This window comes from Streptomyces sp. NPDC018263, assembly GCF_055562575.1.
The window spans coordinates 520,739-534,984 of record NZ_JBVHFA010000005.1 but is presented as its reverse complement, the minus strand read 5'-3'; the positions used below and the strand labels follow the sequence as shown (position 1 = coordinate 534,984).

At 72.9% G+C, this 14,246-nt stretch carries 11 protein-coding genes; 9 read left to right on the top strand and 2 right to left on the bottom strand.

Going from position 1 to position 14,246, the window contains the following annotated elements; genetic code table 11:
* Position 1 precedes the first annotated feature (1 nt).
* The 3 genes from cofD (at position 2) to ACZ3HQ_RS18030 (ending at position 3,352) form a co-directional block, all read left to right on the top strand.
* Positions 2 to 961, top strand: a complete 960-nt coding sequence (cofD, locus tag ACZ3HQ_RS18040) for a 2-phospho-L-lactate transferase (RefSeq protein WP_467511966.1) — start codon at positions 2 to 4, stop codon at positions 959 to 961.
* A complete protein-coding gene (locus ACZ3HQ_RS18035; protein ID WP_467511964.1) occupies positions 958 to 2,259 on the top strand; it encodes a coenzyme F420-0:L-glutamate ligase in 1,302 nt (433 codons plus the stop codon). The genes cofD and ACZ3HQ_RS18035 overlap by 4 nt, the downstream gene beginning before the upstream one ends.
* A 73-nt stretch (positions 2,260 to 2,332) precedes the next feature.
* Positions 2,333 to 3,352, top strand: a complete 1,020-nt coding sequence (locus tag ACZ3HQ_RS18030) for a DNA-3-methyladenine glycosylase family protein (RefSeq protein ID WP_467511962.1) — start codon at positions 2,333 to 2,335, stop codon at positions 3,350 to 3,352.
* A 9-nt stretch (positions 3,353 to 3,361) separates the two neighbouring features.
* On the opposite strand, the gene manB is transcribed toward ACZ3HQ_RS18030, so the two are convergent.
* Positions 3,362 to 4,444, bottom strand: a complete 1,083-nt coding sequence (gene manB / locus ACZ3HQ_RS18025) for a mannose-1-phosphate guanylyltransferase (RefSeq protein ID WP_467511960.1) — start codon at positions 4,442 to 4,444, stop codon at positions 3,362 to 3,364.
* A 230-nt stretch (positions 4,445 to 4,674) separates the two neighbouring features.
* On the opposite strand from manB, the gene ACZ3HQ_RS18020 reads away from it, so the two are divergent.
* From ACZ3HQ_RS18020 to ACZ3HQ_RS18000, 5 genes are all read left to right on the top strand, one after another.
* Positions 4,675 to 5,430, top strand: a complete 756-nt coding sequence (locus ACZ3HQ_RS18020; RefSeq protein WP_467511958.1) for a TIGR03089 family protein — start codon at positions 4,675 to 4,677, stop codon at positions 5,428 to 5,430.
* Positions 5,431 to 5,532: 102 nt separating this feature from the next.
* Positions 5,533 to 6,693, top strand: coding sequence for an LCP family protein (locus ACZ3HQ_RS18015; RefSeq protein ID WP_467511956.1), 1,161 nt, complete (start codon positions 5,533 to 5,535; stop codon positions 6,691 to 6,693).
* A gap of 234 nt (positions 6,694 to 6,927) precedes the next feature.
* Positions 6,928 to 8,673 carry an LCP family protein gene (locus ACZ3HQ_RS18010; protein ID WP_467511954.1) on the top strand — a complete coding sequence of 582 codons (1,746 nt, stop codon included), beginning with the start codon at positions 6,928 to 6,930 and terminating at the stop codon, positions 8,671 to 8,673.
* A gap of 80 nt (positions 8,674 to 8,753) precedes the next feature.
* The gene (locus ACZ3HQ_RS18005; protein ID WP_467511952.1) at positions 8,754 to 10,379 is read left to right on the top strand and encodes an LCP family protein; all 1,626 of its coding nucleotides are present in this window, start codon (positions 8,754 to 8,756) and stop codon (positions 10,377 to 10,379) included.
* Positions 10,380 to 10,563: 184 nt separating this feature from the next.
* On the top strand, positions 10,564 to 12,072 hold the full coding sequence (locus tag ACZ3HQ_RS18000; RefSeq protein ID WP_467511950.1) for an LCP family protein: 1,509 nt from the start codon (positions 10,564 to 10,566) through the stop codon (positions 12,070 to 12,072).
* Positions 12,073 to 12,298: 226 nt separating this feature from the next.
* Here the strand turns inward: ACZ3HQ_RS18000 and ACZ3HQ_RS17995 are convergent, their stop codons facing one another.
* Positions 12,299 to 12,847, bottom strand: coding sequence for an acyl-CoA thioesterase (locus ACZ3HQ_RS17995; RefSeq protein ID WP_030814401.1), 549 nt, complete (start codon positions 12,845 to 12,847; stop codon positions 12,299 to 12,301).
* A 119-nt stretch (positions 12,848 to 12,966) separates the two neighbouring features.
* Here ACZ3HQ_RS17995 and ACZ3HQ_RS17990 point away from each other — a divergent pair, with 119 nt between their 5' ends.
* On the top strand, positions 12,967 to 14,241 hold the full coding sequence (locus tag ACZ3HQ_RS17990) for an LCP family protein (protein ID WP_467511947.1): 1,275 nt from the start codon (positions 12,967 to 12,969) through the stop codon (positions 14,239 to 14,241).
* The last annotated feature ends 5 nt before the right edge of the window (positions 14,242 to 14,246 follow it).

Genomic DNA, 14,246 nt, shown 5'->3' with positions numbered 1-14,246 from the left:
CATGCGCATTGTGGTTCTGGCAGGCGGCATCGGCGGTGCCCGGTTCCTGCGCGGTCTGAAGCAGGCCGCCCCGGACGCGGACATCACGGTCATCGGCAACACCGGCGACGACATCCATCTCTTCGGGCTGAAGGTCTGTCCCGACCTCGACACCGTGATGTACACGCTCGGCGGCGGCATCAACGAGGAGCAGGGCTGGGGGCGGCAGGACGAGACCTTCCACCTCAAGGAGGAGCTCGCGGCCTACGGCGCCGGGCCGGGCTGGTTCGGGCTGGGCGACCGGGACTTCGCCACCCACATCGTGCGGACCCAGATGCTGGGCGCCGGGTATCCGCTGAGCGCGGTCACCGAGGCGCTGTGCGACCGCTGGAAGCCGGGCGTGAAGCTGATCCCGATGACCGACGACCGGGTGGAGACCCACGTCGCCGTCGACCTGGACGGCGAGCGCAAGGCGGTCCACTTCCAGGAGTACTGGGTGCGGCTGCGGGCCTCGGTGCCCGCCGAGGCGGTCGTGCCGGTCGGGGCCGAGCAGGCCAAGCCCGCGCCCGGTGTGCTGGAGGCCATCGCGGAGGCCGACGTCATCCTCTTCCCGCCGTCCAACCCGGTGGTGTCCGTGGGCACGATCCTCGCGGTGCCCGGCATCCGGGAGGCCATCGCGGAGGCGGGCGTCCCGGTGGTCGGGCTCTCCCCCATCGTCGGTGACGCGCCGGTGCGCGGGATGGCCGACAAGGTGCTCGCCGCCGTCGGCGTGGAGTCCACCGCCGCCGCGGTCGCCGCGCACTACGGCTCGGGGCTGCTGGACGGCTGGCTCGTCGACACCGTGGACGCCGGTTCCGTCGAGACGGTGGAGGCGGCCGGCATCCGCTGCCGTGCCGTCCCGCTGATGATGAGCGACCTGGACGCGACCGCCGCGATGGCGCGCGAGGCGCTGGAGCTGGCCGGGGAGGTGCGGACCGCGTGAGTGGGTACCGGGTCTGGGCGCCCTCCGGCCTGCCCGAGGTGGCTCCGGGCGACGACCTGGCCAAGCTGATCGCCGCGGCCGAGCCGGGCCTTGCCGACGGGGACGTGGTGCTGGTCACCTCCAAGGTCGTGTCCAAGGCCGAGGGCCGGATCGTGCGGGCCGCCGACCGGGAGGCCGCGATCGACGCCGAGACGGTGCGCGTGGTGGCCCGGCGCGGGCCCCTGCGCATCGTGGAGAACCGGCAGGGCCTGGTCATGGCCGCCGCCGGGGTCGACGCGTCCAACACCGCCGAGGGCACCGTGCTGCTGCTGCCCGAGGACCCGGACGCGTCCGCGCGGGCCATCCGCGAGGGCCTGCGGGAGGCGCTCGGCGTCACCGTGGGCGTGATCGTCACCGACACCTTCGGCCGCCCCTGGCGCGCCGGGCTGACCGACGTGGCGATCGGCGCGGCCGGAGTGCGGGTCCTGGACGACCTGCGCGGCGGCACCGACGCGCACGGCAACCCGCTCTCCGCGACCGTCGTCGCCACCGCCGACGAACTCGCCTCGGCCGGCGACCTGATCAAGGGCAAGGCGTCGGGCCTGCCGGTGGCCGTCGTCCGCGGCCTGCCCCACGTGGTCACCGACGCGGCCGAGCAGGGCGAGGGCGCGCGGGCGATGGTGCGCTCCGCGCGGGACGACATGTTCCGGCTCGGCACCTCCGAGGCGGTACGGGAGGCGCTGAGCCTGCGCCGTACCGTGCGGGCCTTCACCGACGAGCCGGTCGACCCCGGCTCGGTGCGCCGGGCGGTGGCCGCCGCCGTGACCGCGCCCGCCCCGCACCACACCACGCCGTGGCGGTTCGTGCTGCTGGAGTCGGCGGAGTCGCGGCTGGCGCTGCTGGACGCGATGCGGGACGCCTGGGTCGCCGATCTGCGCCGGGACGGCAAGAGCGAGGAGTCCATCGCCAAGCGTGTCCGGCGCGGTGACGTGCTGCGTAACGCGCCGTACCTGGCCGTGCCCTGCCTCGTCATGGACGGCTCGCACACCTACGGCGACGCGCGGCGGGACGCGGCCGAGCGGGAGATGTTCGTGGTCGCCACGGGCGCGGGTGTGCAGAACTTCCTGGTCGCGCTAGCCGGGGAGCGGCTGGGCTCGGCCTGGGTGTCGTCCACGATGTTCTGCCGTGACGTGGTCCGCGAGGTGCTGGACCTGCCCGCCGAGTGGGACCCGATGGGCGCGGTGGCGATCGGTCACCCGGCCCAGGAGCCTGCGGCCCGCCCGGCACGGGAGGCGGGGGCCTTCATCGAGGTGCGGTGAGGCGCGGTCCGCCGACGACGCCCTAGTCTCATAGGGCACCCCCGACCCACCCGTACCCCTAGGACCTCTCCCCGTGGCAGGACGTTTCGCCCCCCGGCCCCCGTCGCACGCGACCGTGCGCGAGGCGGTTCCGGTGCCCAGGTCCGCGTCCGCGCCCCGGCAGGCGGCCGGGCCCCGGACGCGGACGTGGGTGCCCGAGGGGCCGTACGACCTGGGTCTGGTGCTGGGGCCGCTGCGGCGCGGGGGCGGCGACCCCACGTTTCGCGCGACGCGCGACGGCTCGGTGTGGCGGGCCACCCGTACCCCTGCGGGGCCCGGCACGCTGCGGGTGTACGCGTACGGGGGCGAGGTGCGCGGCGAGGCGTGGGGGCCCGGCGCCGACTGGCTGCTGGACCGGCTGCCCGAGTTGCTGGGCGCCGCCGACGAGCCCGACGTCTTCGAGCCCCGGCACCGGCTGGTCGCCCTGGCCCGGCACCGGCGCCCCGGACTGCGGCTGACCCGGACCGGGCTGGTGCTGGAGTCGCTGATCCCCTCGGTGCTGGAGCAGAAGGTCACCGCCGACGAGGCGTACCGGGCCTGGCGGCGGCTGGTGAGCTGGTTCGGGGAGCCCGCGCCGGGCCCCGCCGGTACGGGCGAGCGCCCGATGTGGGTGATGCCCGCGCCCCGGACCTGGGCGCTGATCCCGTCCTGGGAGTGGCACCGGGCGGGCGTGGACGACAAGCGGGCCTCCACCATCCTGCGGGCCGTCCGGCTGGCCGCGCGGCTGGAGCAGACGGCGGGGATGCCCCCGGCCGAGGCGCGGGCCCGCCTTGAGGTCGTGCCCGGCATCGGCCCGTGGACCTCGGCCGAGGTGGTGCAGCGCAGCCATGGCGCGCCGGACGCGGTGACCACGGGTGACCTGCACCTGCCCCGCATCGTCGGCTGGGCGCTGGCCGGGAACCGGGACGCGGACGACGCGGAGATGCTGCGCCTGCTGGAGCCGTACGCCCCCGAGGGGCAGCGTCACCGGGCCGCCCGCTATGTCCTGCTCAGCGGCAACACCCCGCCGCGCCGGCACCCGAAGATGCGGAAGACGGACATCGGCAAGTGGTGAGCGCCGGGCTCACTGGTCGGAGGAGAACCTGACCGCCCCGGCCGGGATGCGCGCGTCGCACCACACCCGGACCCCGTCCCGCAGCTCGTTGTCGGCGCCGACCACGGCGCCGTCCCCGACCACCGCGCCGGTGAGGACGGACCGTTCGCCCACGCGGGCCCGGCTGCCGATGAGGGAGTCGGTGACGACCGCGTCGGGCTCGATGACCGCCCCCGGCAGGATCGTGGAGCCGCACACCCGCGCCCCCTCGGCGACGAACGCGCCCTCGCCCACCACCGTGCCCCCGGTCAGCTTGGCGTCGGGCGCGACCCGGGCCGTCGGCAGGATCAGCCGGTCCCCGCGGCGGCCGGGCACGGCCGGTGAGGGCGCGCGGCCCATGACGAGGTCGGCGGAGCCGCGGACGAAGGCGGCCGGGGTGCCGAGGTCGAGCCAGTAGGTGGAGTCGACCATGCCCTGGAGGTGGGCCCCGGCGGCCAGCAGGCCGGGGAAGGTCTCGCGCTCCACGGAGACCGGGCGCCCGGCGGGGACGGTGTCGATGACGGAGCGGCGGAAGACGTAGGCGCCCGCGTTGATCTGGTCGGTGACGATCTCCTCGGGCGTCTGCGGCTTCTCCAGGAAGGCCAGTACGCGCCCGGTGTCGTCGGTGGGGACCAGACCGTAGGCGCGGGGGTCGGTGACCTTGGTCAGGTGCAGGGAGACGTCGGCGCCGGTGGACTCGTGGGTGTCGACCAGGGCGCGGATGTCGAGGCCGGTGAGGATGTCGCCGTTGAAGATCAGTACGGGCTCGTCCGGGCCGGAGTGGAGCCGTTCGGCCACGTTGCGGATGGCGCCGCCGGTGCCGAGCGGCTCCTTCTCGGTGACGTACTCCAGGTGGAGCCCGAGCGCGGAGCCGTCGCCGAAGTGGGGTTCGAAGACCTCGGCGAGATAGCTGGTGGCGAGGACGATGTGGTCCACGCCCGCGGCTCTGGCTCTGGCCAGTTGGTGCGTGAGGAACGGCACCCCGGCCGCCGGGACCATGGGCTTGGGCGTGTGCACCGTGAGCGGCCGCAGCCGCGTGCCCTTGCCGCCGACCAGGAGGATCGCTTCTGTCACCTGTCGTCTCCGCTTCCTGCCGGGACCGGCGGAACGTCTCGTTTTCGGCCGGCCAGTGTAGGCAGACGGTGCGGCGCCGGCCCGCGACGGCCGCGCGGTGTCGGGCGGATCGGCGGGCGCCGTCCCCCGGCCGTACGCGTCCGCACGGGCGAGTGGGCGCCGGACACCGGGCGCGGGCACCGGTCCTGAGCGGCCGTCGGACGCGGCCCCGCCCGCGTACCCTTGCGCGGATGAACGCCACCGATCGCACCCCAGCCGGCCTGCTGCGTTCCGCGCTCGCCGCGGACGCCGGACGCCCCCTGGTGACCTTCTACGACGACGCCACGGGCGAACGCGTCGAGCTGTCCGTCGCCACCTTCGCCAACTGGGTGGCCAAGACCGCCAATCTGCTCCAGGGCGAGCTGTCCGTGGCCCCCGGCGACCGGGTGGCGCTGCTGCTGCCCGCGCACTGGCAGACGGCCGTGTGGCTGCTGGCGTGCTCGTCGGTGGGCGCGGTCGCCGACGTCTCCGGGAACCCGGCCGCGGCCGACGTGGTGGTGAGCGGGCCGGACACCCTTGAGGAGGCGCGGGCCTGCCGGGGCGAGCGGGTCGCGCTGGCGCTGCGCCCGCTGGGTGGCCGGTTCCCGCAGGTGCCGGAGGGCTTCATGGACTACGCCGCCGAAGTGCCGGGCCAGGGTGACCAGTTCGCCCCCTTCGCGCCGGTGGACCCGGAGGAGCCCGCGCTGATCGTGGCCGGGGCCGAGTTCAGCGCGGCCGAGGTGGTGGAGCGGGCGCTCGCCGACGCGCCGGACCTCGACCTGACCGGGCCGGGCTCCCGCCTGCTGTCGGGGCTGCCGTACGACACCTGGGCCGGGCTGAGCGCGGGGCTGTACGCGCCGCTGGCGGCCGGGGGCTCGGTGGTGCTGTGCCGCAACCTCGACAAGCTGCCCGCCGACGCGCTGGCGCAGCGCATCGACACCGAGCGGGTGACCGCCTCCCGGCACTGAGACCGCCCGTTCGGCCCAGCAAAGGGCGGCCCGGAGCCGCCCGCGCCGCCATGGTCGTAGGAGCAGGGCGTACGTCCGACGACCGCGAGGGGTGGTGCCGCCGTGCCCGACTCCGCAATTCCCGGCGCCTCTGCCACCGGGGACGGGCTCGCGCGGCGGCGTCGGCGGCGGTGGCTGAAGGGCGGCGCGCTGGGGGCGGCCGTACTGCTCCTGGCGGCGGGCGGGGCAGGGTGGGCGCTGTACGCCCGGCTCAGCGACAACATCACCCCCGACGAGGCGGCCGCGCGCGAGCTGGCCCGCTACGACGAGGAGCGGCCCACCGCGCTGGTGTCGGGCGCCCAGAACATCCTGCTGATCGGCACCGACACCCGCGCCGGGGACGGCAACGGGCGGTACGGGCGGGACTCGGGCACGGAGCGCTCGGACACCACGATCCTGCTCCACCTGGCGGCCGACCGGCGCAGCGCCACCGCCGTCTCGCTCCCCCGCGACCTGATGGTGCGCGTCCCGGCCTGCCCGCGCACCGGCGGCGGGCAGACCGCGCCGTCGTTCGCCATGCTCAACACCGCCTTCCAGGTCGGCGGTTCGGCCTGCACGATCCGTACCGTCGAGAAGCTGACCGGTATCCGGGTCGACCACCACATGGTCGTGGACTTCAGCGGGTTCAAGCAGATGGTGGACGCCGTCGACGGGGTGCCGGTCTGCGTGCGGGAGCCCATCGACGACAAGGCGGCCAGGCTGAAGCTGCCCGCCGGCCGGGTCACGCTCGACGGCGAGCAGGCGCTCGGCTACGTACGCGCCCGCAAGACCCTGGGGGACGGCAGCGACACCGACCGGATGGACCGCCAGCAGCGGTTCCTCGGCGCGCTGGTGGAGAAGGTGCGCGGTGACGACGTCCTGCTGAACCCGGTGAAGCTGTACCCGGTGCTGGACGCGGCGACCTCGGCGCTCACCACCGACCCCGAACTGGCCAGTCTGCGCGGCTTGTACCGGTTGGTCCGGGGCGTGCGCGACATCCCCACCGAACATGTGCGGTTCCTTACCGCTCCGCGCGAGGCGTATGTGTATGACTCCGACCGTGACCAACTGGGGCAGCCCGACGCCGGGGAACTGTTCGCCCGGCTGCGCGCGGACCGGCCCGTCGAAGTGGCGGACACTTCACCGGAAAACGGCGGTAAATCCCCCGGCGACAACGCGGGGAACTCCCCTTCGGCCACCCCCACCTACCGGGGCAGCACGGCCGCCGCGCACACGTGTGAGTAATCCCCACACCAAATCGGCGAACTTTTGTTCAGAGGAATGAGCGGGATTGCCCAGTTCTAAGCACGTGGAATTCGTCACCGGCGTCGCTCGACGCTGAACAGGGCGGATAGTGTGAGCGACCCGGTGCACCCCGGCCCGTGAGGTCCGTCCTCCGACCGCGCACCGTTTCACCGAGACCCGAGCGCCTACGAGGGGGAAGGCGCCGCGTGGCCCCGACGGAGGATTCGGACAACCGTGGACGCGCAAAGCCGTGGGCGGGCGGAGAACATCGACCCCGCAGACCAGTGGGTACTCAATCCGAACACCGGCGAATACGAACTGCGACTGGGCAATTCCGCACCGCAGTCACCGGTCCCCGGACCACGGGCCTCCCGGCGCGGCCGTCCCGCCGATCCCGGGGCCGAGCGCGGCCGGGGTGGCGCGGCGGTACGTGAGGCTCCGGAGCGCGGCGCGGAGGTGCCGCAGCCGCGCCGCCGCAGGGGGGCCGAGCCGGAGCCGCCGCCGGGGCGGCGCAACCGGCGCCCGGTGAAGAAGAAGTCGAAGGCCAAGAAGGTCGTCGCCTGGACCGGTGGCGGCATGGCGCTCGTCCTGGTCGCCGTGGGCTCGGCGGGCTACCTCTACCTCAAGCACCTTGAGGGCAACGTCTCCGCGACCGACGTCGGCAGCGCGGCGAAGCAGGGCTTCAGCAAGGACGACGCCTTCAACATCCTGATCATCGGCACCGACAAGCGCACCGGCGCGGGCAACGAGGGGTACGGCGACAAGAACAGCGTCGGCCACGCGGACACCAACATCCTGCTGCACGTCGCCAAGGACCGGACCAACGCGACGGCGCTGAGCATCCCCCGCGACATGATCGTGGACGTGCCGGACTGCGAGACCCTCCAGCCCGACGGCAGCAAGAAGGTCATCCCCGGCTCCAGCCAGGTCCGCTTCAACACCAGCCTCGGCCAGGAGGGCCGGGACGCGGGCTGCACCATGCGCACGGTGAAGGCGGTCACCGGCATCACGCCGGACCACTTCATGATGGTCGACTTCAACGCGGTCAAGACGCTGACCTCGGCGGTCGGCGGCGTCAAGGTCTGCCTGAAGCACGCGGTGAACGACAAGGACTCCCACCTGAAGCTGCCCGCCGGCGAGTCCAAGATCGAGGGCGAGCAGGCGCTGGCGTTCGTCCGTACCCGGCACGCCTGGGGCAACCAGGGCGACCTGGACCGGATCAAGGTGCAGCAGCAGTTCATGGGTTCGCTGATGCGGGACATGTCCTCCAGTGACACCCTGACCAACCCCCGCAAGCTGCTGGACCTCGCCGAGGCGGCGACCAACGCGCTGACCGTCGACAAGGGCATCAAGACCGTGAGCACGCTCAAGGACATCGCGCTGGAGATGAAGAAGGTGCCGCCGAAGAACATCACCTTCCTCACGGTGCCGGTGATAGACAATCCGGCCGAGAAGGTGCACGCGACGGTCGTGGTCAACCAGACCACGGGCCCTGAGATCTTCGACGCCATCAACAACGATGTCTCCTTCACCGACGTCAAGAAGAAGGAGAAGGCCGCCAAGGACGCCCAGGCCGCCCGGCTCAAGGGCACCAGGTCGGCCCCCTCCGACGTGCGGGTGCGCATCATGAACGGCGGCGCGGCCGCCGGGAGCGCGCAGGACACGCTCACCTGGATGCAGACGGAGAAGAGCATCCTCAAGTCGGAGAACGCGGGCAACGCGCCGGCGGAGCTGAGCAGGACGACGCTGGAGTACGCGCCCGACCAGGCAGCGCAGGCGCGCGAACTGGCCGCCCTCATGGGCCTGCCGGGCTCGGCGCTGAAGCCGGGCAAGAGTGTAGAGAACGCGCAGGGCCTGCCCGCGATGAGCCTGACGCTGGGCAAGGACTTCAAGGGTGCGGGCGTCTCGCTCACGGCCCCGGCGAAGGCACCGGACGTCAGTAACAAGTCGACCGCCGACAAGGTGGAATGCGCCTCCTAGGTAACCCAACGGGCCCGTCGTGCGTCTAACTCGGCGCGGGACGGGCCCGTTTGCTGCGTGTGGGGTGGAAGGACGGGGAGTTGTCGCAAAGTCGGGTTCGGGGGAGGGGTTCGGTGGCGCAGGACACCAGAGAGCGCGCGCCGAGGGCCGGGGGCCCGCGCGACGGAGGTCCGGGGCGGGGTGGCCGCCGTCGGGGCGGACGGGCGGGCGGCGGGCGGCGCGCGCTGCGCTGGTCGGCGAGCGTGCTGGCGCTGCTGATACTCGGCACGGCCGGCGCCGGATCCCTGTACTACGAGCACCTCAACGGCAACATCCAGAAGGGGGCGCGCAGCGGCAGCGACGACTCCCGGGCCCAGCGCACCCGGCCCAACGCGAACGGCCAGACCCCGCTGAACATCCTGCTGATCGGCTCCGACAGCCGGGCCTCCGCGGAGAACGTCAAGCTCGGCGGCAGCAAGGACAACCGCGGCAACCCGCCCCTCGGTGACGTGCAGATGCTGATCCACGTCTCCGCGGACCGGAAGAGCGCCGCCATGGTGAGCATCCCCCGCGACACCCGCGTGGACATCCCCGAGTGCAAGGACGCCAGGACCGGCAAGGTCTACCCGGCGACCAACGACATCATCAACACCACGCTCGCCCGGGGCGGCGCCGGCTGCACGCTGTCGACCTGGGAGAACCTCACCGGCGTCTACATCGACCACTGGATGACGATCGACTTCTCCGGTGTGGTGCGGATGGCGGACGCGATCCGCGGGGTCGACGTGTGCGTCAACCAGAACGTCTGGGACCGCTCCACCGCCGCCCAGCGCGGCGGCTCCGGCCTGAAGATGACCGCGGGGACGCACAAGGTCAAGGGCGAGCAGGCCCTCCAGTGGCTGCGCACCCGGCACGCCTGGGGCAGCGACGTGATGCGCGCCCGCGCCCAGCACATGTACCTGAACTCGATGATCCGCACCCTCAAGGGCCAGAACGTCTTCACCGACAGCGGCCGGCTGATGGACCTCGCCGAGGCGGCCACCAAGTCCCTGAAGGTGTCCGACGAGATCAGCAGCGTCAAGAAGCTGTACGACCTCGGCATGGAGCTGAAGGCGGTGCCGACCAACCGGATCACCTCGGTGACGATGCCGAACATCGAGGACCCGCAGAACATCTCCCACGTGCTCCCCGCCCAGGGCAGCGCCGACAAGCTGTGGCAGATGCTCCGTGAGGACATCCCCCTCGACAAGAACGGCAAGCCGGCCAAGAAGGCGGTCGCGGACGCCGAGCCCGCCAAGGCGCCCTCCGCCGCTGTCGACCGGCTCGGGGTGCAGGTGCAGAACGGCACCCGGAGCGACACCCTCGCCCCGGTCGCCGGCCGCGCCCGCGCGGTGGCGAGCGCCCTGGGTGCCAAGGGGTACGGCCGGGCCCAGGCGGACACCTCGGCGGCGCCGTCCGCCGACGAGACGGTGGTGCGCTACCCGAGCGCCGACCTGGAGGGCGACGCCCAGGCGGTGGCCAAGGCGCTGGGCATCCCGGTGAAGCAGGTGGAACGTTCCACCGACGTCTCCGGCGTGACCGTCGTGGTCGGCGCGGACTGGCGCACCGGCGACGCCTACCCGAAGAAGGCCGCCCCGAAGGCCGGCGACCTGCCCACGGGTACGGACGCCATCAACGGCTCGGACGACAAGTCCTGCATGGACGTGTACAAGCCGTACCGCTGGTAGGCGGACAGGCGGGGCGCGATGACGCGCTCCGCCAGGTACTCGGGGCTCTGGCGTACCAGGGGCTCTCCCGTTACCGCGAACGGGGGACACCGTTGCGCGCCGCCGCGGCCGCGACGCGGGCTGGAGATCGTATCGACCTACGGTGATCACATTCCCACGTACGGCCGCATCCCGGAGGTGTCCCTTGCCCAGACCGCCTCGGCCCCCCTCCCCCTCCGTCCGGGGTGCGGGGGGCGCTCCCCGGCCGCCGCGCAGGCCGCGTCCCGCAGGCAGGGTGCGACGGGGTCCGCTCGCCCGCAGGCGGCGGCCGCGCTGGGCGGTGCGGGCGGTGACCGCGCTGTCGGTGGCGGTGCTCGCCTCGGCCGGGATCGGCCACGCGGTCGTCACCGGCCTGGACTCCGGCATCGCCCGCGTCGACGCCTTCAAGGACATGAAGAACCGGCCCCGCGCGGGCCACGGCATGAACGTGCTGCTGGTCGGCACCGACGGCCGGGACAAGATCACCGAGGCGGAGCGGCGCGCGTACCGGCTGGGCGGCGCGCCCTGCCACTGCACCGACACGGTGATGATCGTGCACATCTCGGCGGACCGGGAGCGGGCCAGTGTGGTGAGCCTGCCGCGCGACTCGTACACGGAGGTGCCCGAGCACGTCGACCAGACCACCGGGGAGCGGCACCACGCGCACCCGATGAAGCTGAACGCCGCGTACGCCGAGGGCGGGCCGCAGCTCACCGTGCGCACGGTGGAGGCGATGACGCATGTGAAGGTCGACCACTATCTGGAGGTCGACTTCGCCAGCTTCATGAAGACGGTGGACGTGCTCGGCGGGGTGAAGATCTGCACCCCGACCCCGCTGAAGGACTCGTACACCGGGCTGGACCTCGCGCCCGGCCCGCACACCCTGGGCGGCGGACAGGCGCTCCAGTACGTCCGCGCCCGGCATGTGGACGGGGCGAGCGATCTGGGGCGGATGCAGCGCCAGCAGCGGTTCATGGCGGCGCTGATCGAGCGGGCCACGTCCTCGGGGGTGCTGTTCAACCCGATGCGGTTCCGGGACGTGACGCGGGCGGTGCTCGGATCGGTGCGGGCGGACAACGGCTTCGGCACCGACGAGCTGCTCGACCTCGGGCGGGCCATGCGGAACTTCTCGCCCTCCTCCTCGGAGTTCACCACCGTGCCGATCGGGCAGATGGGGTTCGCCGTGAAGGGCATCGGGTCGACGCTGAAGTGGGACCCGGTCAAGTCCGAGCGGCTCTTCGCCAGCCTGCGCGAGGACAAGCCGCTCGGCGCGCAGCCGGCGCAGAAAGCCCCGGCGGCGACGACCGTCGAGATCGACCCCCACTCCGTGCGGGTCCGGGTGGAGAACGGCACCGGCACGGCGGGGCTCGGCCGCAAGGTGGACGCGGCCCTCGCCGCGACCGGCTTCGCCACCACCCGCCGGCCCGTGACCGCCGCGCACCCGGTCGAACGCACGGTGATCTCCTACGACCCCCGCTGGGACCGCTCCGCCCGCTCCCTGGCCACGGCCCTGCCGGGCAGCGAACTCCGCCCGACCCCCGGCCTCGGCCCCGTCCTCCGCGTGACAGCGGGCGCCGACTGGAAGTCCGTCCACCCGGTCAGGGCCCCCCGAATCGCCGCCCCGGACGCACCGGTGGTGAGGGGGGACGAAGTGGTGTGCTCGGGGGAGGCGTAGCGCTGCGCGGCTTGGACGGGGAAAGGCAGCGCGGCACTGCTGCCGGCCCGGTCCCGGCGCGGACGGGACGCGGGCCCTGGCAGGACGGCGGTCGGGGACGGCCGCGGCGCACGTGTCCGGCCGGGGGCGGCGGCCCGGTTCAGGTGCGGTCGCCGCGCCTCGTCGGAGCCGTTCCCTGCGGCGCGCACCCGCTGGGGCGTCTTCCGTCGACGCCCAGCGCGAGCGTTCAGTCGGTGATGCCCTCCGCCGCCCGGCGTTCGCGGAGTTCGCGGATGGCTCGGCGGCGGGCGAGGCGGTGGGTGCGGCGGATCTGGGCTTCCTGGTGGCGGCGGCGGTCGCGTTCGGTCTCGGGGAGGACCGGGGGGACCTGGCGGGGCTTGCCGTCGGCGTCGACGCCGGTGAAGACGAGGTAGGCGGAGCCGACCTGGGTGGGCGGCGCGGACTCGTTCCAGCGCTCGGCGAGGACCCGTACGCCGATCTCCATGGAGGTGCGGCCGGTCCAGTTGACCTGGGCCTTGACGTGCACGAGGTCGCCGACGCGGACCGGCTCCAGGAAGACCATCTCGTCCATGGACGCGGTGACGGCGGGACCGCCGGAGTGCCGGCCCGCCACGGCGCCCGCGGCGTCGTCGACGAGCTTCATGATCACACCACCGTGCACCGTCCCCAGCAGGTTGGTGTCGTTGTGGGTCATGATGTGGCTGAGGGTGGTGCGGGAAGCGGAAGTGGGCTTGCCCGGAATCTCCGGAGAAGCGGCGGGCGCCTGGTCTGTCATGTCCCCCACCTTATGCCGAAGCGGCTTTCGCGGAATTTATGTCGGGTTCGCAACAGAGGCGCTCCGATTTTCCGACAACCCTTGTAAGGCATCAGTCGGCACCCTGCACACTGGGGCGCATGAATGACTGGCCCGAGGGATGGTCCGACGACGAACGCGGCCCCCGCTACGGACGCGGCAGCGCCGGTGCGCAGCCGGAAGGCCCGCGCGTGATGCGGCAGGTACGACGCCCGGCCGCGCCGCCGCCCGGCGCGCCCGCCCCGCAGTACGGCGGCGGTGTGCCCAGGCAGCCGTCGTACGTCGACGGCCAGGGCCATGACGCCTACGACAGCGGTTACAACACCGGCCAGGTCTACGGCGGTGGCGGCCCGGGCGGCCCCGGCGCCCCGGCCGGCACCCGCGCACCCCGTCCGGCGCCCAACTGGGGCCGCCGGATCAAGGTGGGCGCGATCACGCTGGCCGCTGTGCTGGTCGTCACCTCGGTGGCCACCTACTTCTGGGCCGACTCCAAGCTCAACCGGGACGTCGACCTGTCCCAGGTGATCGACCGGCCTTCGGAGGGCGAGGGCACCAACTACCTGATCGTCGGCTCCGACAGCCGCAAGGGCATGTCGAGCGAGGACAAGAAGAGACTCCACACGGGGTCCGCCGAGGGCCAGCGCACGGACTCGGTGATGATCCTGCACGTCGGCTCCAGCGGCGACACCCTGATATCCCTGCCCCGCGACTCCGACGTGGTCGTCCCCTCCTACAAGGGCTCCACCTCCGGCAAGGTCTACCCCGCCACCGGCCGGCACGCGAAGCTGAACGCGACCTACGCCGAGGACGGCCCGACCCTGCTGACCCGGACCGTGGAGTACAACACCGGGCTGCGCATCGACCACTACGTGGAGATCGGCTTCGCCGGCTTCGCCAACATCGTGGACGCGGTCGGCGGCGTCGACATCAAGATCGACAAGGCGTTCAAGGACAAGTACTCCGGCGCCGACTTCCAGGCGGGCGAGCAGACCCTCAACGGCGAGCAGGCCCTCGCCTTCGTCCGCACCCGGCACGCCTTCGCCGCCTCCGACCTGGAGCGGACCAAGAACCAGCAGAAGTTCCTCGCGGCGCTGGCCCACCAGGTGGCGACCCCGTCGACCGTGCTGAACCCCTTCAAGTTCTATCCGACGATGGGCGCCGGCCTGGACTCCCTCAGCGTCGACAAGGACATGGGCCTCTTCGACCTGGCCTCCATGTTCTGGGCGATGAAGGGCGTCAACGGCGGCGACGGCACATCCCTGAACATGCCCGTCTCCGGCTCCGTCGGCGGCAACCTCGTCTGGGACAAGGCGAAGGTGAAGACGCTGGTGGACGAGCTGAAGAACGACGAGAAGGTCACCGTCACCGGCAACTGAGCCCG